Below are 22051 nucleotides of genomic sequence, written 5' to 3' on the forward strand. Positions count from 1 at the left end.
CACTGTTCTGGGCTTTCCTGCTATTAACCAACCTAACTAACACTAAACTATAAAACGGTTAATTTTATAGTCCTTTTTAACTTTTAAAACTTATCACTTACATATAGACGCTAAAACTTCTTTTTTATTTCATTAATTAACAATTTTAACTATCAATTAACATATAAAAGTAAAAACCCAAAGTGATGACTTCGGGTTTTTTATATATTGGGTTCACATTGTTTTCTAAAATAATTTAAAGACTAATTCAAATTATTATAAATACGGTATGTGTTTAACAATTAGACGAATAAAAACGCAAATTATTACAGAATAATTGGAAAAGAATCTATATAAAACAAAAACCCGTAGCCAAATGACTACGGGTTTTCTTATTTAATAACCAGACATTAACACTAACCATCAACTATTATGCAGGTTATTAAATTTTTGATTATAAAAATCCTCCACCATCAGATTTAACATCATCATCTCTGTCTTTTCGTGATTTTGCACGATATTTTCCGCCTCCAAAACGATAGGCTAAACTAATATTCCAAGTATTGCTTTCCCAATTGAATTCCACATCTTGTCTGTAAGGTGCGGTCCCAGTACCTTGAAATTTCATAGTATTAAATATGTCATTGTAATTAAAGCTGAAGGTGCCTTTGCCCTCAAGGAAATTAACTCTAGCACCTACATTTACAAAATACATGGGCTCAACATCAAATTGTAAACTTTTATTTTGCCCGCGGTAAAAACCAAAGGCAGTAAGGGTTAAAGCTTTGTTTACAGTAAAATTATTGAACATTCTAAAATTCCAGGCGACGTTATCAACTTCTCTTATTTCAGTAACAATATCATCAACTGTTGCTGTTTCAATTGGTGCATTTAAGCGTTCGGCTATTCCTTTTTGAGTTTGTGAATACAAATCGAAACTGGAATTAATATTCCACCACTTAGTAGGTTTATAATTGGTAGATAATTCAATACCATAAGCCGAAGTATCATCAAAATTATCATGAGTAATAATTACACGACCAGAATTAATATCGCTTCGGTCTACAAAAATGGCTCTATTAATTTCGTCAGAAATGGCTCTGTAAAATACACCTGCAGTAATACTTCCTTTTTCTAGTTGACGTGTATAATTAACTTCTAATGAATTAGTGAATTGCGGTACTAAATTGATATTTCCGAATGACGAAACTAAAGGTGTACTCCATTCTTTAATTGGATTCACTTGACCTATTCCTGGTCGATCAACCCTACGGCTATAGCTCAATTGATATGAGTTTTTTTCAGATGGACTATAGGTGAAAAAAGCTGAAGGATAAACTTCAAAATAATCGTTAGTAAACTCAATTATATTAGTTTCATTACTTCCTATTTCAGTTTCCAGAGCAATAGCATCTTCATTTACATTTTCTAACCTTACACCAAGTTGCATGGTCCATTTTTCAAACTTTTTACTATAAGTTCCATAGGCCGAATAGATGTCTCGCGTATAATCAAAGTTGGTATCTGGTGTTGGCCTTAAATTTCCTTCACTATTGTAGGTTTCTCCAGTTGAAGAGAAATTAATATCAGAATTAAATAAACGCGCTTCAAGCCCTAATTCTAATTTTACATTTTCAGATAAGGGATTAACGTAATCTAAATTAATGTTTGAACTCGTTCGATCTGTAAAATTACTGTCTTTATAATCTTGATTTGGGCCTAATAAAAAAACATAGTCCACAGGTGTGGTATCATCAAATATGTTATAGTCAACTTCTAGCTCAATATTATGGCCTTCTTTATCAAAAAGTAATTTATAATCAAAATTATATTGTGATGATGAATTATCACTTTGGGCTAAAAATAATTGACTTTGATTTGCAGACGAATTATTGTAAAACAGAGCATCAGTTCGTCCTTCACTACTGCTATCAGATGTGTTTTGGGTCGTAAAAAATGAGAATGTATTTTTTTCGTTTAAATAAAAATCTACTCCAACCTTGTACAAATGTGATTGTCTTTTGTCTAAAAAATTAAAGAATTGCTCTGAATTATCGTCTGGTCTAAATACATTACCTACATTGCTGTACTTTGAAATGTTATTGCTGTAATTCGCATAAAAGTTAAATTTACCATTACGATAATTGGTGTTTATAGAACTGTTGAATTTAGGGTTCCTTTCATGACTTAATCCCACACTAATATTACCATTAAACCCTACCATTGTGTTTTTATGTAGAACAATATTAATGATACCGCTCATGCCTTCTGGATTGTATTTTGCAGAAGGATTGGTAATTAGTTCAATAGATTTAATAGCAGTTGATGGAATTTGCTTTAAAAGTTGAGCTGTTGGAATGTTAGATATTTTTCCGTCAACCATAACTCTTACATTTTGATTACCTCGTAAACTAATATCTCCAGTTTGAGCATCAACACTTACCGATGGAATGCCAACCATAATATCAGAGGCTGTTCCGCTAGCTGCTAAATCCTTGCCAATAGTGATTACTTTTCTGTCTACTTTTTGTTGAATGGTTGAAACTTCGGCAACCACAGTAACTTCATCAAGACCTGCTGCCTCTTCTTCCAAAGGAATATCACCAAGTTCTACTTTGTAATTGCCTCTGCCTATATTAACTTCTTTGATTACAGTTTTGTAACCAATATATTGGATACTTACTAGAATTTTGCCATCTGGGATATCCCCAATTTTAAACTGTCCATCGTCGTCGGTGATACCACCAGTTACGATAGTTCCGCTTTCATTTTTAATAACTACATTCACATAAGGTAAAGGCGTGTTTAAATTGATATCAATTACTTTGCCTGAAATTGTACCTTCACGCTCTTCGCTATAGATTGTTGCTTGGGTGCTAAACGTGTATAATGAAAATAAAATACACAGAAAGAATAGTTTCTTCATTTTTTGATTGATTGATTGATGAATTGTAATTTTGATTGTTACTACATAGACGTTTACTTTGGTATTGTGTTACCGAATTTAACAGAGCTTAACAAATTTTTAACAAATGAAGAAAAAAACCTTGGTTTTTGGAGCCTCATTAGACCGGGCTCGTTATAGCTATTTTGCGATTCAAAAATTGGTGCAATTGGGACATGAAGTTAAGGCGTTTGGTGAGAGGAGAGGTGAGGCTTTTGGTGTTTTAATAGGCTCAGAATTAAAGCCTTATAGTGATATAGACACTATAACGCTTTATATGAATGCCAAGAACCAAAAAACATTTTATAAGTATTTGGTTGGCTTAAACCCCAAACGGATCATCTTTAATCCAGGTGCTGAAAACCCAGAGTTTTATAAAATTCTGGACGAAAATCACATCCAATATGAGGTGGCTTGTACCTTGGTATTATTGTCTACGAATCAATATTAAGCCTAGAAACGTAAGTGCACCATTAAGAATTAAAATGAAGAATCCAAATTCAAACCCTAACCACTTTAAACTATTCACACTAATGATATAAGATAAAATTGGTGATAAAATTGCAATAAATGGAACCAACTTGTCTTTCACTTTTAATTTAGTAAATAGCCCAAAAGCATATAAACCCAATAATGGGCCATAGGTATAGCCGGCAAAAACAAAAAGTTTTGCAATAACACTTTCATCTTTAATTACATATTTAAATGCTATAATAACGAGTATTAATAAAATTGAAATTAAAACATGAATTTGTTTTCTCACTCTTACTTGTTTCTGTTCATTATATTTTTTTTCAATATTTAAAATATCGATACTAAATGAAGTCGTAAGTGCGGTTAATGCACTATCTGCACTACTATATGCAGCAGCAATTAAACCTAACAAGAAAAGCGAAAAAACTCCTATGCCTAGATGATTTTTAGCCAAAATAGGAAATAGGTCATCTTTATTGGCATCTATACCATTTTGTTGTGCATAAATAGTAAGAAGTAATCCTAAACTTAAAAACACAAAATTGACGATAGTGAGCACAATGGTAAACCAGAACATATTTTTTTGTGCGTCTTTAAGTGTTTTGCAAGTAAGATTTTTTTGCATCATATCTTGGTCTAAACCAGTCATGACAATAGCTATAAATGCACCTGAAATAAACTGTTTCCAAAAGTAATCACCAGATTTAAAATCGTCAAAGAAAAAAATTTTAGACATATCACTTTCAAGAATGTATCCTAGCAGATTTCCACCACTAATACCAAGGTCATGACTCACATAATAAATGGTTGCTCCTACACCAATAAGCATAAATAAGGTTTGAAGAGTATCGGTCCATACAATGGTTTTGATGCCAGACTTAAAGGTGTAAAGCCAAATAAGTAATACAGTAATGGTTACAGTTTGCCAAAATTGGATTCCTAAATCATCAAATAGGATAATCTGTAAAACGTTTGCAACTAAATACAATCTAAAACTAGCTCCGACAATCCTAGAGATTAAAAAAAACGAGGCGCCAGTTTTATATGAATAATTTCCAAAACGTTCTTCTAAATACGTGTAAATAGAGGTAAGATTGAGTTTATAATACAGAGGTAGAAGCACGGTTCCTATGACTAAATAACCAACAATATAGCCCAATACCACTTGCATGTAGCTAAACTGTGATGCCTCAACCCAACCTGGTACCGAAATAAATGTAACACCAGAAAGTGAAGCGCCAATCATTCCAAAAGCGACTAGATACCATGGTGATTGCTTGTCAGCATTGAAAAAAGTGGCATTAGTAGATTTTTTTCCAGTGAAATATGAGATTAAAATGAGCACTCCAAAATAAGAGGCTATGAGAAGTATAATTTGAGTAGAATTCATAGAGAATTTAATTAATGAGCAAAATACAAATTACAATTGTATAATCAATTCTTAATTGTAAAATCGTAAATTCGCAGCATGGAGTTTTCGTCAAAATTATTAGAAAAGGCTGTAAATGAAATGTCTCAACTTCCGGGAATCGGGAAACGTACAGCTTTACGTTTAGTCTTGCACTTATTGCGACAGCCAAAAAGTCAAACCCTTGAGTTGGCAGACGCATTACAAAACATGCGTAATGACATCAAGTTTTGTAAAAGTTGTAATAACATAAGTGATTCCGAATTTTGTGAAATTTGTGCAAACCCAAATAGAAACTCAGAATTGATTTGTGTTGTTGAAGACATAAGGGATGTTATGGCTATTGAAAATACCAGTTCTTTTAAGGGATTGTATCACGTATTAGGAGGGAAAATTTCTCCAATGGATGGTATTGGCCCTAATGATTTGAACATACAGCCTTTAGTCGAAAAAGTAAAACAAGGCAGAGTCAAGGAACTTATTTTTGCCTTGGGTTCTACTATGGAAGGTGACACCACAAATTTTTATATTTATAAGCAAATTCAAGATTTTGATATTACAACTTCAACAATTGCTAGAGGGATATCAGTTGGTAATGAACTGGAATATACCGATGAGGTCACTTTAGGCAGAAGTATTATAAACAGGATTCCTTTTGAAGTCTCCTTAAAATCGTAATAGTTTTTTGAAGTTATCCATCGTCATAGTAAATTATAACGTTCGCTATTTTTTAGAGCTATGCTTAAATAGCGTTAAAGCGGCTACAAAAACCATTAATTCCGAAATTATTGTTGTAGATAATGCGTCTGTAGACGGGAGTTGTGACATGGTCAAATCCTTATTTCCTGAAGTTGTATTAGTAGAAAATGTTGAAAATGAAGGGTTTTCAAAAGCAAATAATAAGGGTGTTAAAATTGCAAAGGGTAAATTTATATGTATTCTTAATCCTGATACCGTTGTTGCCGAAGACACATTCACCATTCTTTTAGATTTTGCACAACTACAAAATAATCTCGGAATTTTAGGCTGTCGTTTAATTGATGGTAGAGGACATTTTTTGCCAGAAAGTAAACGCAATGTTCCATCGCCAAAAGTTGCTTTTAAAAAATTAATCGGAAATTCTAAATACTATTATGCAAATCAAATTGAACAATTTAATGTTGCAAAAACTCCAATTTTAGTAGGGGCTTTTATGATAATGAAGAAAGAAATCTTTGATTCGGTGGGAGGTTTTGATGAAGATTATTTTATGTATGGAGAAGACATAGACCTTTCTTATAAAATACACCAATTGGGTTATGACAATTTTTATAATGGTACTACAACGGTAATCCATTTTAAAGGAGAGAGCACTTTACGTGATAAAAATTATGCTAAACGATTTTATGGTGCCATGGAACTTTTTTATAAAAAGCATTTTAAAAGCCGTGCTTTGATTAACATTCTAGTATTGTGTGGAGTTAGGTTAGTTTACCTGTTCCGTCAAAAGCCAAAAGAATTCAAAATGTCTGTAAATAATTATGTATTGATATCTGAACAGTTTCCATTAGGTTTAAAAGAAGCGCTAAATCATCCTGTATATATGTGTAAAACTATGGGTGCCGTAGATATTAACACTGAAATTATTTTAGACAGTAATTTCCTGGATTTTAAATCTATAATTGATTATTACAATGATAAAGAGATTAATAAAATGGCAAGATTTAAGATTCTTCCAAAAAACTCTAATTTTATCCTTGGAAGTAACAGCTCCAAAACACGAGGAGATGTCATTATTTTCAAAAGTAATTAATTATTAAAATGATAAGTAAATAGACGATTATTTATTAATTTTGCAAACGATAACCTTAAAAACACCTTTGTACTAGAGATATGGCAAAATTTGAACTTAAGCTTCCTAAAATGGGAGAAAGTGTTGCAGAGGCAACAATTACTTCTTGGTTGAAAAATATTGGTGATACAATTGAAGCCGACGAAGCGGTTTTTGAAATAGCTACAGACAAGGTAGACAGTGAAGTGCCGAGCGAAGTTGATGGCGTTTTGATTGAAAAATTATTTGAAGTTGATGACGTAGTTCAAGTTGGACAAACCATTGCCGTTATAGAAACAGATTCAGAAGTCGCTGCACCTGTTGAATCCCCCCAAGCTCAAATCGAACCTATTGAAGTTGAAAAAGAGGCTCAGTCTGTTGCCGAAGTTGCTAAAACTATAGAGGTTGCAAAGGAGGTTGTAGCTCCTGTGGTGTCAAATGGTGAACGTTTTTATTCTCCGTTGGTAAGAAATATAGCTAAACAAGAAGGCGTTTCCCAATCAGAATTAGATGCTCTTGAGGGTACCGGTAAAGATGGTCGCGTGACTAAAGATGATATTTTGAGCTATATAGAAAATAGATCTGCTCAACCACAAGTAAAATCTGTCCCAACACCAGAAGTTAAATCTGTCCAGCCTTCGCAAACAGAGCCTAAAGTAGTTGAAACGCCTAAACCAACACCTGTTGTTAGCGGTGAAGATGAAATAATTGAAATGACCAGAATGGGTAAGCTTATTGCTCATCATATGGTCGAATCGGTTAAAACTTCAGCTCATGTTCAAAGTTTTATTGAGGCAGATGTTACTAAAATTTGGAATTGGCGTAATAAAGTCAAAGATGAATTTTCAAAACGAGAAGGTGAAAACTTAACATTCACTCCAATTTTTATGGAAGCCGTCGCAAAATCGCTTCGTGATTTTCCAATGATGAATATTTCTGTTCAAGGAGATTCTGTAATTAAAAAGAAACATATCAATTTAGGTATGGCTACATCTTTGGCAGATGGAAATTTAATTGTTCCAGTAATTAAAGATGCCGATCAGCTTAATCTTGTTGGGATGACTAAAAAGGTTAATGATTTGGCCAACCGTGCACGTTTAAATCAATTAAAACCAGACGATATTCAAGGTGGTACTTATACCGTAACCAATGTTGGTAGTTTTGGAAGTATCATGGGAACACCTATAATTAATCAGCCTCAAGTAGGTATCTTGGCTTTAGGTGCTATACGTAAAGTGCCTGCAGTTGTAGAGACTGCTGAAGGTGATTTTATTGGAATACGCTATCGCATGTTTTTATCCCATTCATATGATCATAGAGTCGTAAATGGAGCATTAGGTGGGCAATTCGTAAAGGCTGTTAAAGACTATCTTGAAGCTTGGGATCCCAAACGTGAAATTTAATAATACAATATAATCCTTTCTAAAACCTAACCTTTAAACGGTTGGGTTTTTATATTTTTGTTCTCTATGTTGTAGAATGCCCAAACGGCAAACGACTTAACAGTACTAATATAATGCAATTACAACTCACTAAACCCATTTGTTTTTTCGATTTAGAAACCACAGGAATCAATATAACAACAGATAGAATTGTTGAAATTTCAATATTAAAAGTGCACCCAGATGGGACTGAAGATTCAAAAACATGGCTTATAAATCCTGAAATGCCAATACCAAAAGAGGTAACTGCCATTCATGGGATTTCAGATGCCGACGTGGCAGATCAACCAACCTTCAAAGAAGTCGCCAAAGATATTTTTAATTTAATTAAGGATTCCGATTTGGGTGGATTCAATTCAAATCGGTTTGATATTCCATTATTAGCTGAAGAAATGCTACGTGCTGAAGTAGATTTTGATATGAAGAACAGGGTAGCTATTGATGTGCAAACCATATTTCATAAAATGGAACAACGCACCTTGAGTGCAGCGTATAAATTTTATTGTGATAAAAATCTTGACGATGCCCATAGTGCTGCGGCCGATACTAAAGCAACTTATGAAGTTTTGAAAGCCCAGCTTGCGAGATACGATGAGCTTGAAAATGATACGAAATTCTTGGCGCAATTCAGCTCAAGAAAACAATTTGCTGATTTTGCAGGATTTATTACCTTCAATAAAAAAGGAGAGGAATGTTTTTCATTTGGAAAGCATAAAGGAAAACGTGTAGAAGATGTATTGAACGATGAGCCCGGCTATTTTGGTTGGTTGCTCAACGCCGATTTTCCATTGTATACAAAAAAAGTGTTGACCGCAATTAAGTTAAGAGCCTTAAATAATAAGTTAAATTAGTTGTAATCATAATAATCAATTTACAACTCAACAAGCAAACAAACTATTAATAATGAAACTCATTTGTATAGGTCGTAATTACGCAGATCATATAAAAGAACTGGAAAACGAAAGGCCAACAGACCCAGTAGTATTTTTAAAACCAGATTCGTCCATTTTGGCTAAAAAACAACCGTTTTTTATTCCAGATTTTTCTAAGGATATTCATCATGAAGTAGAAGTTTTGGTAAGAATCAATAAAGTTGGTAAGTATATCGATAAAAAATTTGCTCACAAATACTATAATGAAATAGGTTTAGGAATTGATTTTACGGCTAGAGATTTACAGGCAAAATTGAAGGATAAAGGGTTGCCTTGGGAAAAGGCAAAAGGTTTTGATGGAGCAGCAGTGATAGGAGATTGGATTAAATCAAAAGATATTATAGATGTAGATAATATTAATTTTTCGCTTAAGAACAATACAGCAGTTGTTCAGGAAGGAAATACCAGCTTGATGTTGTGGAAAATTGATGAAATCATCGAATATATCTCGAAATATTTTACTTTAAAGATTGGAGATATTATATTTACGGGGACGCCGGCAGGGGTTGGCAAGGTAAGTGCAGGTGACGAGTTAACAGGATATTTAGAAAACAAACCGATGTTTTCGGTTAAAATAAGATAAATGGAACAGCATTATAAATTAGATCGGGTTAAAGAATTGGCCGGAGGTGATGATGATTTTGTAAAGGCACTTGCCGAAGCGTTTTTAGAAGAAGTACCTGAAGATGCTCAACGATTAAAAGCTGCGGTTGCAGAAAAAGATTTTTTTACTACATATCAGGCCGCCCATAAAATGAAACCAACTGTTGATTTATTTGAACTGGGAGTACTACAAGATTTAATAGACGTTCAGGATTGGGGTAAATTTGAGAAAAGTGACGAAGACGTTTCAGATAAACTTCAACTAGTTCTTTCTGCTGTTGAGCTCGCAGTAGCCGAAATAAAGTCTGATTTCAACCTATAATAATGCAAGCCGAAATCATAACCATTGGCGATGAGATTCTCATCGGCCAAATTATTGACACCAATTCAGCATTTATAGCTAAAGAGCTCAATAAAATTGGGGTTTCAGTATATCAAATTACTTCAGTTCAAGACGATCGTGAGCACATTTTAAAAGCATTAAAGGAAGCTGAAGACAATGCAGATATTATCATTCTTACCGGAGGGTTGGGTCCAACAAAGGATGATATTACCAAAAAAACTATAGCCGATTATTTTAACGATGATCTTGTGCGTAATCAGGCAGTGACTAACAATATTATTTCCCTTTGGAAAAACTATATTAATCAAACACCTACACAGGTAAATCTAGACCAGGCTTTAATACCTTCAAGTGCCGAAGTGTTGATGAATAAATTTGGAAGTGCGCCAGGGATGTGGATTCGCAAAGAAAATAAAGTTTTTATTTCGCTTCCCGGAGTACCTTTTGAAATGAAGTCACTTATTGAAAACGAAGTGATTCCAAAGCTTCAAAGTACGTTTAAATTCCCCTTCATTCTCCATAAAACAGTATTAACCTATGGTTTAGGTGAAAGTAGTTTAGCAGCACGAATTGAAGCTTGGGAAGATGCCTTGCCAAAGTTTGTTAAGCTTGCCTATTTACCTAGTTTGGGCCGTGTGCGTTTGCGCTTATCGGCAAAGGGCTTGGATAAGAATGAAATTGAATCTGAAATTGACAAACAGATCAAACTGTTATTGCCACAGATTAAGGATATTTTTGTGGGATTTGAAGAAGACGATTCACTTGAAGCTGTAATAGGAAAGCAGCTAACGGTTTTAGGGAGAACCCTTGCGACTGCAGAAAGCTGTACCGGCGGAAAAATAGCTGAATCTATAACAGCTATTGCAGGCGCTTCCAACTATTTTAAAGGAAGTGTTGTAAGCTATGCAACAGAGACAAAAATTAACGTATTGAAGATATCTGCAGACTTAATTAACAAGTATTCTGTTGTCAGTTCACAAGTGGCCGAAGCCATGGCAGCTTCGGTTTTAAAATTATTTGACACCGATTTCGCCATTGCAACAACTGGAAATGCTGGTCCAACCAAAGGAGATGGCGATGCTGAAGTAGGAACAGTATTCATAGCAATAGCCACTAAAACAGCGGTATATTCTGAAAAATTTAATCTTGGAAATCATCGAACTAAAGTTATTCAAAAGGCCGTAAACAAGTCGTTTGAAATGCTGCAAAAAGAAATTTTAAAAAAGTAAGATTATTAGTTTGCTGATATTGTAAACTTTTACTAAATTTGCAGCCTGTTTTAAAATATCCATATTAGGTTTTTTAAATCATATAGGAATAACATATTTAAAGTTAGAAAGAATGTCAAGAGTTTGTGAACTTACTGGGAAAAAAGCGATGGTTGGAAACAACGTATCACACGCTATGAATAAAACAAAGCGTAAATTTGACGCCAACCTAATCAAGAAGCGTTTTTATATTCCTGAAGAGGATAAATGGGTAACTTTAAAAGTAGCAACTTCTACATTGAAGACCATCAACAAAATTGGAATTTCTGCAGCGCTTAAACAAGCTAAAGCTAAAGGATTTATAAAATAATAGCATCACGCGTTAAAGACACGTAAAATGGCAAAGAAAGGTAATAGAATACAAGTAATATTAGAATGTACAGAACATAAAGAGTCTGGTCAACCAGGAACTTCACGTTACATTACAACTAAAAATAAAAAGAATACGCCTGACAGAATGGAGATTAAAAAATTTAATCCAATCTTAAAGCGTATGACAGTTCATAAAGAGATAAAATAATAAGTCATGGCAAAGAAAGCAGTAGCATCCTTACAAACAGGATCAAAACGTTTAACAAAAGCGATCAAGATGGTAAAGTCTCCTAAAACAGGAGCGTATATGTTTGTTGAATCAGTTATGGCTCCAGAGTTTGTGAATGATTTTTTAAACAAAAAGTAAGATTAAATCACCATATTTAATTACAACTGCTTTCATTTGAAAGCAGTTTTTTTATATCTATATTTGAACTTTTCTCTGCCATTTTTACAATAATATTATTAAGGCAGGATATTTGTAATTGTTCTTTTCCTTCTTTGAAGGGATTTTGTGAAGTTGAAGACAGTTTAATAAACTGCAACTTTATAGCAAACAATAAACAACAAACAACAATGAGTTTTTTTAAAAAAATATTTTCTTCTGAAAAAAAAGAAACTTTAGATAAAGGTCTAGAGAAATCAAAAACATCGTTTTTCAATAAACTTAACAAGGCTGTTGCTGGGAAATCTAAAGTAGATGATGATGTTCTCGATAATTTGGAAGAAGTTTTGGTTACAAGTGATGTAGGCGTGGCCACAACTTTAAAAGTAATCGAGCGCATTGAAGAACGCGTCGCTAAAGATAAATATTTGGGCACTGCAGAACTTAATGAAATTTTAAGGGAAGAAATTGCTGGTTTACTATCTGAAACCAATGTAGGTGAGGAAACCGAATTTACTGTCCCAAAAACACATAAACCTTATGTGATTATGGTAGTTGGTGTAAATGGCGTTGGAAAAACAACAACCATTGGCAAAATGGCTTACCAATTCAAAAAGCAAGGCTTAAATGTTGTTTTAGGTGCAGCTGATACCTTTAGAGCAGCAGCTATAGACCAATTACAAGTTTGGGCTGATCGCGTTCAGGTTCCTATTGTAAAACAATCCATGGGAAGCGATCCTGCATCAGTAGCCTTTGATACTTTACAAAGTGCTGTAACCACAAATGCCGATGTGGTCATCATTGATACGGCTGGTCGTTTGCACAATAAGGTAAATTTAATGAATGAGTTGACCAAAGTGAAGCGTGTTATGCAAAAGGTTGTAGATCATTCGCCTCATGATGTATTGTTGGTTTTAGATGGTTCTACAGGTCAAAATGCCTTTGAACAGGCCAAACAATTTACGGCTGCAACCGAAGTAACCTCATTAGCGGTTACTAAATTAGATGGCACAGCAAAAGGTGGTGTGGTTATAGGCATATCCGATCAATTTCAAATTCCTGTAAAGTATATTGGAGTAGGTGAGAAAATGGAAGACCTTCAAGTATTCAACAAATACGAATTTGTGGATTCGTTTTTTAAATAAATGAGTATTTTTAGGAAAAATATTAATTCATGAAATTTTTCCATCTTTTCTGTGTAGCCGCTTTTATATATTCTTGTAAAGGCCCAGCTAATTCCAATGAAACCAAACCTTCTGAAGATACTACTAAAACTGATTCTCTCGCGATAAAAGATTTTCGGGAATTCAAAGTTTTAGATTCAAAATACATTAATATTGATAGTCTTTGGGAACCTTTCAAAAAGGACATGGAAACCTTTTCTGAATCTCAATACCAAAGTTTAAAACCGTTAGTTTTAGAACAAGACATTCCTACGCTTCAAAATCATATTCGTGATGGGAAGTTATCCTATGAAGCACTTGTAAAGTTCTATTTATTTCGAATTAGGGCCTTTGACAGAGAAAATCCCTTATCCCTAAATTCAGTGATTTCCTTGAATCCCAATATTATTGATGAAGCCAAACAAAAGGATATTGAATTCCGTAATAAAAGAATGAAACATCCAATTTTTGGAATGCCTGTATTGTTAAAAGATAATATTAATGCTTCAGGCATGCCTACTACGGCGGGGGCTGTTGCACTTCGTTATAATAACGCCGAAGACGCATTCATTGTAAATCAACTAAAATCTAAAGGGGCCCTTATTTTAGGTAAAGCTAATTTAAGTGAGTGGGCATACTTTTTCTGCGGTGATTGCCCAAGTGGCTACAGTGCTATTGGAGGACAGACACTTAACCCTTATGGTAGACGGATTATGGATACTGGTGGCTCTAGTTCGGGAAGTGGCGTTGCTGTTGCAGCCAATTTTTGTGCTGCGGCTGTGGGTAGTGAAACTTCAGGTTCTATTTTGTCACCTTCGAGCCAAAACTCAATTGTAGGGTTGAAGCCAACCATTGGCTTATTGAGTAGAAGTGGGATTGTGCCTATTTCATCTACATTGGATACTCCTGGCCCAATGACAAAAAATGTCATGGATAATGTAATTCTATTAGATGCTATGTTTGGTGAAGACAAATCCGATCCTAAATCCATTTTTGCACTTTGGGAGCCTGGGTTTTATTTGGATGGGCTAGAAGAGAGCACTTTAAAAGGAAAACGTTTTGGAGCCATTAAACGATTAATGGAAGATTCCTTATATGTCAACGCCATAAATGTTTTAAAATCTCAAGGGGCTGAAGTTGTTGAAATTGAAGGCGAATCAATTGAACTTAAAGATTTCAGACGTCTGTTAAATCTCGACATGAAAAAAGATTTACCAACTTATCTTTCTACCGCAGCCGATAATTCTGTTGCAGTGGGCTCTGTTAGTGATGTGATTGTATATAATGAGAAAGACTCTGTTAATATGATGCCTTATGGGCAAAGACTATTTCATGGTATTATGGCCGACAATGCAACAGAGGAGGAGTTTGAAGCTATCAAATCTTCACTTAAAAAAGGAGGACAATCATTTTTTGACATCCCAATGAAAGCAAACAATTTAGATGGTATTCTATCCATAAATAATTACCACGCTGGTTTTGCGGCCGTAGCTGAATATCCAGCTATAACTGTCCCTATGGGATACGATATGGAAGGGAAACCAAGAGGATTGACATTTATTGGTGGTCGCTTGCAGGAAAAATTTCTTCTACAATGGGCGTATGCCTTTGAGCAGGCTTCTAAAATGCGCCGATTGCCAAAGGATTATAACTAGCTATTCAAATACATTGATTTGTAGTAAACCGTAGTATATATCAACAATCATTACGTATCTTTGCTGCCTTAATTTTTCGCATGAGAACAAAGACACTTAAAAAGAATAAAATCAATGTTATAACACTGGGTTGTAGTAAAAATGTCTATGACAGTGAAGTGCTTATGGGACAGCTAAAAGCCAGTGGTAAGGATGTTGTTCATGAAGAGGAAGGTAATGTTGTTGTTATCAATACCTGTGGTTTTATAAATAATGCCAAAGAGGAAAGTGTGAATACCATTTTGGAATTCATGCAGAAAAAAGAAGCTGGCGAAGTAGATAAAGTATTTGTGACCGGATGCTTGAGTGAGCGTTATAAACCCGATTTGCAAAAGGAAATCCCTAATGTTGACCAATATTTTGGAACCACTGAATTGCCTGCATTGCTAAAGGCTTTAGGCGCTGATTACAAGCATGAACTTATTGGTGAACGACTAACTACAACACCAAAAAATTATGCCTATTTAAAAATTGCCGAAGGTTGTGACCGTCCCTGTAGTTTTTGCGCCATTCCATTGATGCGAGGTAAACATAAAAGTACACCTATTGAAGAGGTGGTTTTAGAAGCTGAAAAGCTAGCGGCTAAAGGGGTTAAAGAGCTCATTTTAATTGCCCAAGACCTTACATATTACGGTTTGGACTTATATAAAAAACGAAATCTTGCCGAATTACTTGAGGCTCTAGTCAAGGTAGATGGTATTGAATGGATTCGATTACATTACGCATTTCCAACTGGTTTCCCGATGGATGTACTGGATGTTATGAATCGTGAATCTAAAATTTGTAATTATATCGATATCCCACTCCAGCATATTTCAGATCATATCTTAAAAAGTATGCGACGCGGGACAACAAAAGAGAAAACCACCAAATTACTTAATGAGTTTAGAAAGGCCGTGCCAAATATGACTATCCGAACTACACTTATTGTGGGCTATCCTGGTGAAACTGTAGCCGACTTTCAAGAAATGAAAGAATGGGTTCGTGAGATGCGATTTGAACGTTTGGGATGTTTTACCTATAGCCATGAGGAAAATACACATGCCTACAACTTGGAAGATGATGTGCCTGAAGACGTTAAACAGCAACGCGCCAATGAAATCATGGAACTGCAGTCCCAAATTTCCTGGGAATTGAACCAGGAAAAAATAGGGCAGGAGTTTAAGGTGGTTATCGATCGCAAAGAAGGTAATTATTTTGTGGGTCGTACCGAGTTTGATTCTCCTGATGTGGATAATGAAGTTTTAATTGATGCTTCTAAAACATATTTGAAGACGGGTGAATTTGCTTTTGTGAAAATTATAGACGCTGCTGATTTCGACTTGTTTGGAGAAGTTGTTAAGTCCAACTAATTGTCACATGGAACGTGACGACGTGTGTGGAAGATTAAATTAATATCTTAAATTTTTATCATTTGAAATCAAAGGTCCTCATCCTCGATTATTCGGTTGACCAGTTTGAAACCCCTATTATCAAAAGTTTTCTTAATCGAAATTTTGATGTCGAGGTAACGGCCTTACACATCACCAACGAAGCTTCATTTCCCGACGATTTAATTGAAGCGGATTTTACTCATGTGGTACATACGGGCTCGACCTTATCTATCAATGATCCTTCACCTTTTACCAAAGAAGCGGTCAATTACATTCAAGATTTAGTGAGAAAAGGGACTCGGCAGTTTGGTATTTGTTATGGACATCAGCTAATGGCACTAGCATTGGTAGGTGAAAATGCAGTGAGAGCAACACTAAAAGGAATGGAAGCCGGTTGGGGAGAAGTAGAGTTTAATGTATTAGGGCAACAATTATTGAACCTAAATCCAGTGGAACGTATTTGGCAACACCATTTTGATGAAGTGACTGAACTCCCTGAAGGTTCCGAAATCATAGCCACAAATAGTCATTCCCTTATTCAAGCTTATATAAATAAAGAAAAACGTTTATTGGGTACCCAATTTCATCCAGAAATCAATTTAAAGCAAGGAAACAAGTACTTTTTAAAGGATAGAAAACTTTTGGAAAAGAACGGTTTTGATGTGGATGTTATGGTAGAACGGATTCCTTCATTTAATACTCCAAAAGTGTTTTTTGAGTTCTTTCTGAATCAATAAGTACTAAATAGAGAATATTACTCTCTAATGCTCCAAATCTCATAAATGGGGTCGCCTTTACTAGACAAGCCTGAATGATGCCAGTTTCCATCTACCAATTTATAATCAAATTCTAAACTGGCGCCTACTCTAGAATCATCTCGTGAAAAGAACCCAATGTTTTCAACGTACTTACCATCAATTGTTGTGTAAGTTCCTCCTCCAGTGCCCATAAATTGTTTGGTCTCTGTATTATAGGCAATCCATTGGAAACGGGTGCCCGACAATATTTTCATGGTTTTTCTAGGTCCAGAAGTGTCTCTCAACTGGGTTTCGCCATCTCTAACTCTACCAGACATTAACCAGGCACCTTGCAGTTGGCCTGGAGCTCCAGAGTCAAGTCTCTTAAATTGAAGTTCATTACCATCAACGCTTAATGTAGAATCAGAAATAAAGACTTTAAAACTAAATTCTTGACCTACTAGGTCTGCATTATCAGTATGAAATTCTACTTTTTCGGTCATCATATCACCTTCCAATTTCCAAATTCCGCCATTAGTATGAATAAATTTACCAGAAATAGCATTGTAGGTGGTAAGCACTTGGTAGCCTTCTGAAAAAATCACAACACTTTTAAGTTCCTCACCTGTTTCGGAAGTATGATAACACTCCCAAGCTCCTATTACAGATTGACTGGTGACTCCTATTGAAGTGAAAATACAAGCAAGTAATGTAACTATCGTTTTCATAACTAATAAGAATTAAATATTAAAGATTATTTATAACACATTTAGTCAAAACAATTGAACTTTATGAAATCAACATTATAGAATTAAATGGTTGTTTTACAATTCTGCAGAATTATTATTGACAAAGAAGATGGCATTAACTAAAAACAATTTTCCGTTTTCCCAAAAACTTCTAAACATGGTGTTGTCTACCATATAGATCACACTACCATTACCTTGTCGTTCTTCACCAAATACTAATGTTTTTCCTAATGTTTTAACAGCCTCGCTTCCTGCAAATCCAGAAACACTTCTAGGGTTTTCCCCCAAATACCCTACATTGTAACCACTTTCCAATAAACTATAGGCAGAACTTCCCAATTTTAAGGTAAAATAGCTGTTGCTGTAGCCAAAAGCCATGGGATGTGTAGCATCGATTTTGGTTTCGAATACAGCGCCTGTAATTAGATTTTTGGCATATTCACGTTCTCTATCGGCGTATGGGATGAGGTTTTCTTTTTTATCAGCCTTGTCCTCATCTTTCTTGTCTTCCTTTTTAGAGCTTAAACTAAATCCATCTTTATTGGCAAAGGCATTCAAGGCACGATCAATAGCAATTACCTTTCCACCATTTTTAACCCAGTCTTGAAGTTTCTTCATTCCATTGTCATTTAGCATACTTCGGTAATTCCCACTGGGCATTATAAGCACATTGTACTTGTCCAAATTGATATAACTAAAATGCTCTGAATTGATAGATGTCACAGGGTAATTGAGTTGTTTCTCAAAGAAATGCCATAATTCGCCATAGTTTAATGAAGAAGTTGCCTCTCCAGATATCATGGCGACTTTTGGGGGATTCACCAATTTAATGTCAGGCGACCCAAAATCAGGACCTGAAGTCGAAAATCCAGAAGCCGCAGCGTGTAAACTGCGTTTATGGGCATTTGCTGTTTGTATAACTTTGTTATCAAAATCACTCACTTTTTTGTTGTCTCCCCTAACAATAATAAGCGAACCTCGGTCAAAGCTTTTCCCATCAGTTGTAAAGGGTTTTTCGGTAAAGCGTACTCTTATATTTTGTTTAAGTAGATCGGCTAAAAATTGGGCGTCATTTAAAGTGTTCCATGGCAAAACATAACCAGTAGCCGAAGGACTCATAGTATTTAGACTTGGTGTTTTTCCTACTACAGCAGTTGAAACGGAACTTGTGCTTGCAATGGCTTCAAGTCCGTAAGCATAAGGTACACTCCAAGCCGTAATGTCATAAGTGAGCGAATCACTTAATTTAGCATTAGGCTCGAAAAGTACTTTCACCATTTTCCCTTTAGGTTGATTTGCACTTACTACCAAATCATTAGTCGTGGTATTCACGCTGCCTTGGCTTGATGTAGAATATTTTAATCCCGACACTTTGCCATTCGATGCGTGACCATATAAAATTTCATGTTTATCTAATAAAGCCTTTACCGCTTCAATTTTGTCTGTATTTCCTTGCAGTACGTAGCTTTTATATTTTAAACCCGAATTATCAAAGAATTTTTTGAACTCGCTATTCAGTTTTTCAGCATTTTTAGATGCGATTTCAACGGTTGAAAGTCCTGTAGTGGTGTGATGTGCAACCCGATCAACTAAAGTTAATTCATCTCCTTCATCATTTAAAATGCCTAATCCACCTCTACCATGACCCGCTTGTTCATAGGTCATACCTATGGCGCCCATATACGTAGGATAGGTATCACCATAACTAGGATAAAATAGGTCAAAACGCTCTCTTGTAAAATAAAGCCAACCTTCGGCGTCAAAATATTTCGCGTGATTTTTCCCTATTTGAGTTTGAAAATCACGTTGCCAGTCGGTAATTATTTCATGGAAAGGCTCTGCTGCTGGTGCAAAATAATAGGGCTCATTAATGCCTTGCTCATGAAAATCCACATGAATTTGAGGCATCCATTTATTATAGATTTTTAAACGTGCAGCAGACTCTACTTGCGTTGCCCAAGCCCAATCTCTATTGAGGTCAAAAAGGTAGTGGTTTGGTCGTCCACCAGGCCAAGGTTCGTTATGTTCACTCGCTTGTTGGTCTATATCATAAGGTGTACTCGCTGTTTCATTAAACCAATTGGCATAACGATCGCGTCCATCTGGATTGATACAAGGATCAATAATAACCACCGTATTTTTTAACCAATCTTGTTTTTGAGTCAATAAAGTGTATAAGGTTTTCATTGAGGCTTCAGTACTGGAGGCTTCATTGCCATGCACATTATAACTCAACCATACAATGGCAATTTTATTGGAGTCTGAATTTCCATTGAGAATACCTGCGCTTTTAAGGTTATTTTCCCTAATGATTTCAAGGTTTTTCATGTTTTCTTCCGAAGAAATATAGGCAACCATCAATGGACGTCGTTCATTGGTTTTGCCATACTGTTCTAATTGAACCTGATTTGGCATTTGAGTGGCCACATATTTAAAATAGTCAACAACTTGATGATGTCTTGAAAATTTGGTGCCTAATTCATAACCTAAAAAAGTATCTGGAGATTGAATTTGTTGTGCAAATGATAAGGAAATTGAAAAGATTGCGACAACACAAAACGCATATAATTTTTGCATTAAAATGGATTTAAAAATGAATGAGGATAAAGATAGTAAGTGCAAACGAATTAACTAAAATTTAGGAGATAAAATATTTAAGAGCCTTATATTTACAACAGATTTTTAATGACACTATGCCAACAGACTGTATTCCGTTTAGAGATACCCATTACTTTTCGTCTTTAATTTGTGACTATTTGGATGAAAAGCAACAGCTTAAACCCTTCTATAATAGATATCCCAATCTCGACAATTTCAAGATTCAAATCGATGAAAAACAATTGTCTTTCAATTCAGAATTTCGGGAGACTTTGGTGTCTAGTTTACGGTCACAATACAAAAATCTTACTGTTTCAAAAAGCACATCTACTAATATTGAAGCATTAAAGGATACAAATACATTTACGGTGACAACAGGTCATCAATTAAATCTATTTACTGGGCCTCTATACTTTTTTTATAAGATCGTTTCTACCATTAATTTATGTAAACAATTAAAGGAAACTTATCCACAGTATTCTTTTGTGCCAGTATATTGGATGGCAAGTGAAGATCATGATTTTGACGAAATCAACTATTTTAATTTTGATGGAAAAAAAATACAGTGGAATCGAGAATCTACGGGTGCAGTTGGCGAATTAGATTTACAAGGACTAGATGAAGTTTATGAAGTGTTTTCAGGTCAATTGAACTCTACCACCAATGCAAAAGTGTTAAAGGAATTGTTCAAAACGGCTTATTTGAAGCATCAAAATTTAACGGATGCCATGCGTTTTTTGGTGAATGAATTTTTTAAGGACCATGGGCTGGTGATCCTCGATGGTAATGATAAAAATTTGAAACGATTATTTATCCCTATTATGGAGGATGAATTGGTTAATCAAACGTCCTTTAAATTAGTTTCTGAAACAAATGCACAGATTAACAATTTGACCGATCAGAACTATAAAATACAGGTTAACCCTAGAGAAATCAATCTTTTTTATTTACATAAGAATCTGCGAGAACGCATTGTTGAGGTTGATGGAAAGTATAGCGTTTATGGAACAGATATATCATGGTCAAAAGATGAAATTTTAAATGAGCTATATTCCAATCCCGAACGTTTTAGCCCTAATGTGATTTTGCGACCTTTGTATGAGGAAGTAATTTTACCAAATCTTTGTTATATAGGCGGTGGCGGTGAATTGGCTTATTGGTTACAATTAAAATCTAATTTTGAAGCACAAAAGGTGACCTTTCCATTGCTCTTACTTCGTAATTCTGCATTGATGATTTCAGAAAAGCAATTGGATAAACTTCAAAAATTGCAACTTTCAGTAAAAGATCTTTTCTTAAGTCAAGATCAACTTTTAAACAAAGTGACCCAAATTCATTCTAAAATTGATATTGATTTCTCGGCTCAAAAAACTCATTTAGAACAGCAATTTGAAGCCCTGTATCAATTGGCAAAACAAACCGATAATTCCTTTATTGGTGCTGTTGCTGCACAAGAGCGTAAACAAATTAAAGGATTGGAGCACCTTGAAAGGCGTTTGCTTAAAGCTCAAAAACGTAAGTTACATGAGGTGTTGGATCGTGCTGTAGATCTTCAAAATGAATTGTTTCCTAATCAAAGTTTGCAAGAACGATACACCAATTTTTCAGAATTTTATCTCGAAAATGGAGAAGAATTCCTTGCCAAACTTATTAATTACCTTGAGCCCCTAAAAGCCGAATTTTTGGTATTGAAAATGTAATACTGCAAATGCGAAAAGGCTTTTGGTTTAGATTGTAATTTAATGCTTCACAATTCGGAATTTTGTACAAAAAGGTAATTATGAATTCGTGGCAAAAAAATCAGAATTCTTAAAACGTAATTCCTAAATCATTGTTA

General features: G+C 34.8%; 20 protein-coding genes. 16 read left to right on the forward strand and 4 right to left on the reverse strand.

The features are described from left to right. Positions 1-433: 433 nt before the first annotated feature. A complete protein-coding gene (locus tag ACFO5O_RS02145; protein WP_387960500.1) occupies positions 434-2905 on the reverse strand; it encodes a TonB-dependent receptor in 2472 nt (823 codons plus the stop codon). 106 nt (positions 2906-3011) lie between these two features. On the opposite strand from ACFO5O_RS02145, the gene ACFO5O_RS02150 reads away from it, so the two are divergent. Further along, positions 3012-3374 carry a CoA-binding protein gene (locus ACFO5O_RS02150; protein ID WP_387960502.1) on the forward strand — a complete coding sequence of 121 codons (363 nt, stop codon included), beginning with the start codon at positions 3012-3014 and terminating at the stop codon, positions 3372-3374. Here ACFO5O_RS02150 and ACFO5O_RS02155 read toward each other — a convergent pair. Next, positions 3351-4787: a sodium:solute symporter gene (locus tag ACFO5O_RS02155; protein WP_387960504.1), complete on the reverse strand. Its 1437-nt coding sequence runs from the start codon at positions 4785-4787 to the stop codon at positions 3351-3353. The genes ACFO5O_RS02150 and ACFO5O_RS02155 overlap by 24 nt on opposite strands. A gap of 78 nt (positions 4788-4865) precedes the next feature. Between ACFO5O_RS02155 and recR the strand changes: the two genes are divergently transcribed. The 14 genes from recR to ACFO5O_RS02225 all read left to right on the forward strand — a co-directional run bounded on the left by recR (position 4866) and on the right by ACFO5O_RS02225 (position 16867). Beyond that, positions 4866-5483: a recombination mediator RecR gene (recR, locus tag ACFO5O_RS02160; protein ID WP_387960506.1), complete on the forward strand. Its 618-nt coding sequence runs from the start codon at positions 4866-4868 to the stop codon at positions 5481-5483. A gap of 7 nt (positions 5484-5490) precedes the next feature. Continuing rightward, positions 5491-6597, forward strand: a complete 1107-nt coding sequence (locus tag ACFO5O_RS02165) for a glycosyltransferase family 2 protein (protein WP_387960508.1) — start codon at positions 5491-5493, stop codon at positions 6595-6597. Positions 6598-6677: 80 nt separating this feature from the next. Beyond that, on the forward strand, positions 6678-8018 hold the full coding sequence (locus tag ACFO5O_RS02170) for a dihydrolipoamide acetyltransferase family protein (RefSeq protein WP_387960510.1): 1341 nt from the start codon (positions 6678-6680) through the stop codon (positions 8016-8018). A gap of 113 nt (positions 8019-8131) precedes the next feature. Then, positions 8132-8908 carry an exonuclease domain-containing protein gene (locus ACFO5O_RS02175; protein WP_387960512.1) on the forward strand — a complete coding sequence of 259 codons (777 nt, stop codon included), beginning with the start codon at positions 8132-8134 and terminating at the stop codon, positions 8906-8908. Positions 8909-8960: 52 nt separating this feature from the next. Continuing rightward, complete coding sequence (locus ACFO5O_RS02180; RefSeq protein WP_387960514.1) at positions 8961-9572, forward strand: fumarylacetoacetate hydrolase family protein; 612 nt, start codon at positions 8961-8963, stop codon at positions 9570-9572. Then, a complete protein-coding gene (locus ACFO5O_RS02185) occupies positions 9573-9914 on the forward strand; it encodes an Hpt domain-containing protein (protein WP_387960516.1) in 342 nt (113 codons plus the stop codon). It begins immediately after the preceding gene. A 2-nt stretch (positions 9915-9916) separates the two neighbouring features. Then, positions 9917-11164, forward strand: coding sequence for a competence/damage-inducible protein A (locus tag ACFO5O_RS02190; protein WP_387960518.1), 1248 nt, complete (start codon positions 9917-9919; stop codon positions 11162-11164). Between the two features lie 112 nt (positions 11165-11276). Further along, positions 11277-11513, forward strand: coding sequence for a 50S ribosomal protein L28 (gene rpmB / locus ACFO5O_RS02195; RefSeq protein WP_387960520.1), 237 nt, complete (start codon positions 11277-11279; stop codon positions 11511-11513). A gap of 27 nt (positions 11514-11540) precedes the next feature. Next, positions 11541-11723, forward strand: coding sequence for a 50S ribosomal protein L33 (rpmG, locus tag ACFO5O_RS02200; protein WP_007648529.1), 183 nt, complete (start codon positions 11541-11543; stop codon positions 11721-11723). Positions 11724-11729: 6 nt separating this feature from the next. Beyond that, complete coding sequence (locus tag ACFO5O_RS02205) at positions 11730-11882, forward strand: DUF4295 domain-containing protein (RefSeq protein WP_119029514.1); 153 nt, start codon at positions 11730-11732, stop codon at positions 11880-11882. Between the two features lie 209 nt (positions 11883-12091). Beyond that, positions 12092-13045 (forward strand): signal recognition particle-docking protein FtsY, encoded by a 954-nt coding sequence (gene ftsY / locus ACFO5O_RS02210; protein ID WP_387960524.1) that lies wholly within the window; start codon positions 12092-12094, stop codon positions 13043-13045. Between the two features lie 29 nt (positions 13046-13074). Next, entirely contained in the window at positions 13075-14718 is a 1644-nt protein-coding gene (locus tag ACFO5O_RS02215) for an amidase family protein (RefSeq protein ID WP_387960526.1), read from the forward strand. 80 nt (positions 14719-14798) lie between these two features. Beyond that, positions 14799-16109: a 30S ribosomal protein S12 methylthiotransferase RimO gene (rimO, locus tag ACFO5O_RS02220; RefSeq protein WP_387960528.1), complete on the forward strand. Its 1311-nt coding sequence runs from the start codon at positions 14799-14801 to the stop codon at positions 16107-16109. A gap of 62 nt (positions 16110-16171) precedes the next feature. After that, positions 16172-16867, forward strand: a complete 696-nt coding sequence (locus tag ACFO5O_RS02225) for a type 1 glutamine amidotransferase (protein ID WP_387960530.1) — start codon at positions 16172-16174, stop codon at positions 16865-16867. Between the two features lie 17 nt (positions 16868-16884). Here the strand turns inward: ACFO5O_RS02225 and ACFO5O_RS02230 are convergent, their stop codons facing one another. Together ACFO5O_RS02230 and ACFO5O_RS02235 are read right to left on the reverse strand one after the other, a co-directional pair. Further along, on the reverse strand, positions 16885-17595 hold the full coding sequence (locus ACFO5O_RS02230; RefSeq protein WP_387960532.1) for a membrane or secreted protein: 711 nt from the start codon (positions 17593-17595) through the stop codon (positions 16885-16887). Between the two features lie 96 nt (positions 17596-17691). Next, positions 17692-20193 carry a M14 family metallopeptidase gene (locus tag ACFO5O_RS02235; RefSeq protein ID WP_387960534.1) on the reverse strand — a complete coding sequence of 834 codons (2502 nt, stop codon included), beginning with the start codon at positions 20191-20193 and terminating at the stop codon, positions 17692-17694. A gap of 116 nt (positions 20194-20309) precedes the next feature. On the opposite strand from ACFO5O_RS02235, the gene bshC reads away from it, so the two are divergent. Beyond that, the gene (gene bshC, locus ACFO5O_RS02240; RefSeq protein WP_387960537.1) at positions 20310-21914 is read left to right on the forward strand and encodes a bacillithiol biosynthesis cysteine-adding enzyme BshC; all 1605 of its coding nucleotides are present in this window, start codon (positions 20310-20312) and stop codon (positions 21912-21914) included. Positions 21915-22051: the final 137 nt, after the last annotated feature.

Source organism: Geojedonia litorea, assembly GCF_042654525.1.
GTDB lineage: Bacteria > Bacteroidota > Bacteroidia > Flavobacteriales > Flavobacteriaceae > Geojedonia > Geojedonia litorea.

Coding starts and splice junctions, on each gene's coding strand:
- ACFO5O_RS02175 (WP_387960512.1), top strand. CDS start 8,132: ATGCAATTACAACTCACTAAACCCATTTGTTTTTTCGATTTAGAAACC.
- rpmB (WP_387960520.1), top strand. CDS start 11,277: ATGTCAAGAGTTTGTGAACTTACTGGGAAAAAAGCGATGGTTGGAAAC.
- bshC (WP_387960537.1), top strand. CDS start 20,310: ATGCCAACAGACTGTATTCCGTTTAGAGATACCCATTACTTTTCGTCT.
- ACFO5O_RS02230 (WP_387960532.1), bottom strand. CDS start 17,595: ATGAAAACGATAGTTACATTACTTGCTTGTATTTTCACTTCAATAGGA.
- rimO (WP_387960528.1), top strand. CDS start 14,799: ATGAGAACAAAGACACTTAAAAAGAATAAAATCAATGTTATAACACTG.
- ACFO5O_RS02150 (WP_387960502.1), top strand. CDS start 3,012: ATGAAGAAAAAAACCTTGGTTTTTGGAGCCTCATTAGACCGGGCTCGT.
- ftsY (WP_387960524.1), top strand. CDS start 12,092: ATGAGTTTTTTTAAAAAAATATTTTCTTCTGAAAAAAAAGAAACTTTA.
- ACFO5O_RS02235 (WP_387960534.1), bottom strand. CDS start 20,193: ATGCAAAAATTATATGCGTTTTGTGTTGTCGCAATCTTTTCAATTTCC.
- ACFO5O_RS02155 (WP_387960504.1), bottom strand. CDS start 4,787: ATGAATTCTACTCAAATTATACTTCTCATAGCCTCTTATTTTGGAGTG.
- ACFO5O_RS02180 (WP_387960514.1), top strand. CDS start 8,961: ATGAAACTCATTTGTATAGGTCGTAATTACGCAGATCATATAAAAGAA.
- ACFO5O_RS02190 (WP_387960518.1), top strand. CDS start 9,917: ATGCAAGCCGAAATCATAACCATTGGCGATGAGATTCTCATCGGCCAA.
- recR (WP_387960506.1), top strand. CDS start 4,866: ATGGAGTTTTCGTCAAAATTATTAGAAAAGGCTGTAAATGAAATGTCT.
- rpmG (WP_007648529.1), top strand. CDS start 11,541: ATGGCAAAGAAAGGTAATAGAATACAAGTAATATTAGAATGTACAGAA.
- ACFO5O_RS02215 (WP_387960526.1), top strand. CDS start 13,075: ATGAAATTTTTCCATCTTTTCTGTGTAGCCGCTTTTATATATTCTTGT.
- ACFO5O_RS02145 (WP_387960500.1), bottom strand. CDS start 2,905: ATGAAGAAACTATTCTTTCTGTGTATTTTATTTTCATTATACACGTTT.
- ACFO5O_RS02170 (WP_387960510.1), top strand. CDS start 6,678: ATGGCAAAATTTGAACTTAAGCTTCCTAAAATGGGAGAAAGTGTTGCA.
- ACFO5O_RS02205 (WP_119029514.1), top strand. CDS start 11,730: ATGGCAAAGAAAGCAGTAGCATCCTTACAAACAGGATCAAAACGTTTA.
- ACFO5O_RS02185 (WP_387960516.1), top strand. CDS start 9,573: ATGGAACAGCATTATAAATTAGATCGGGTTAAAGAATTGGCCGGAGGT.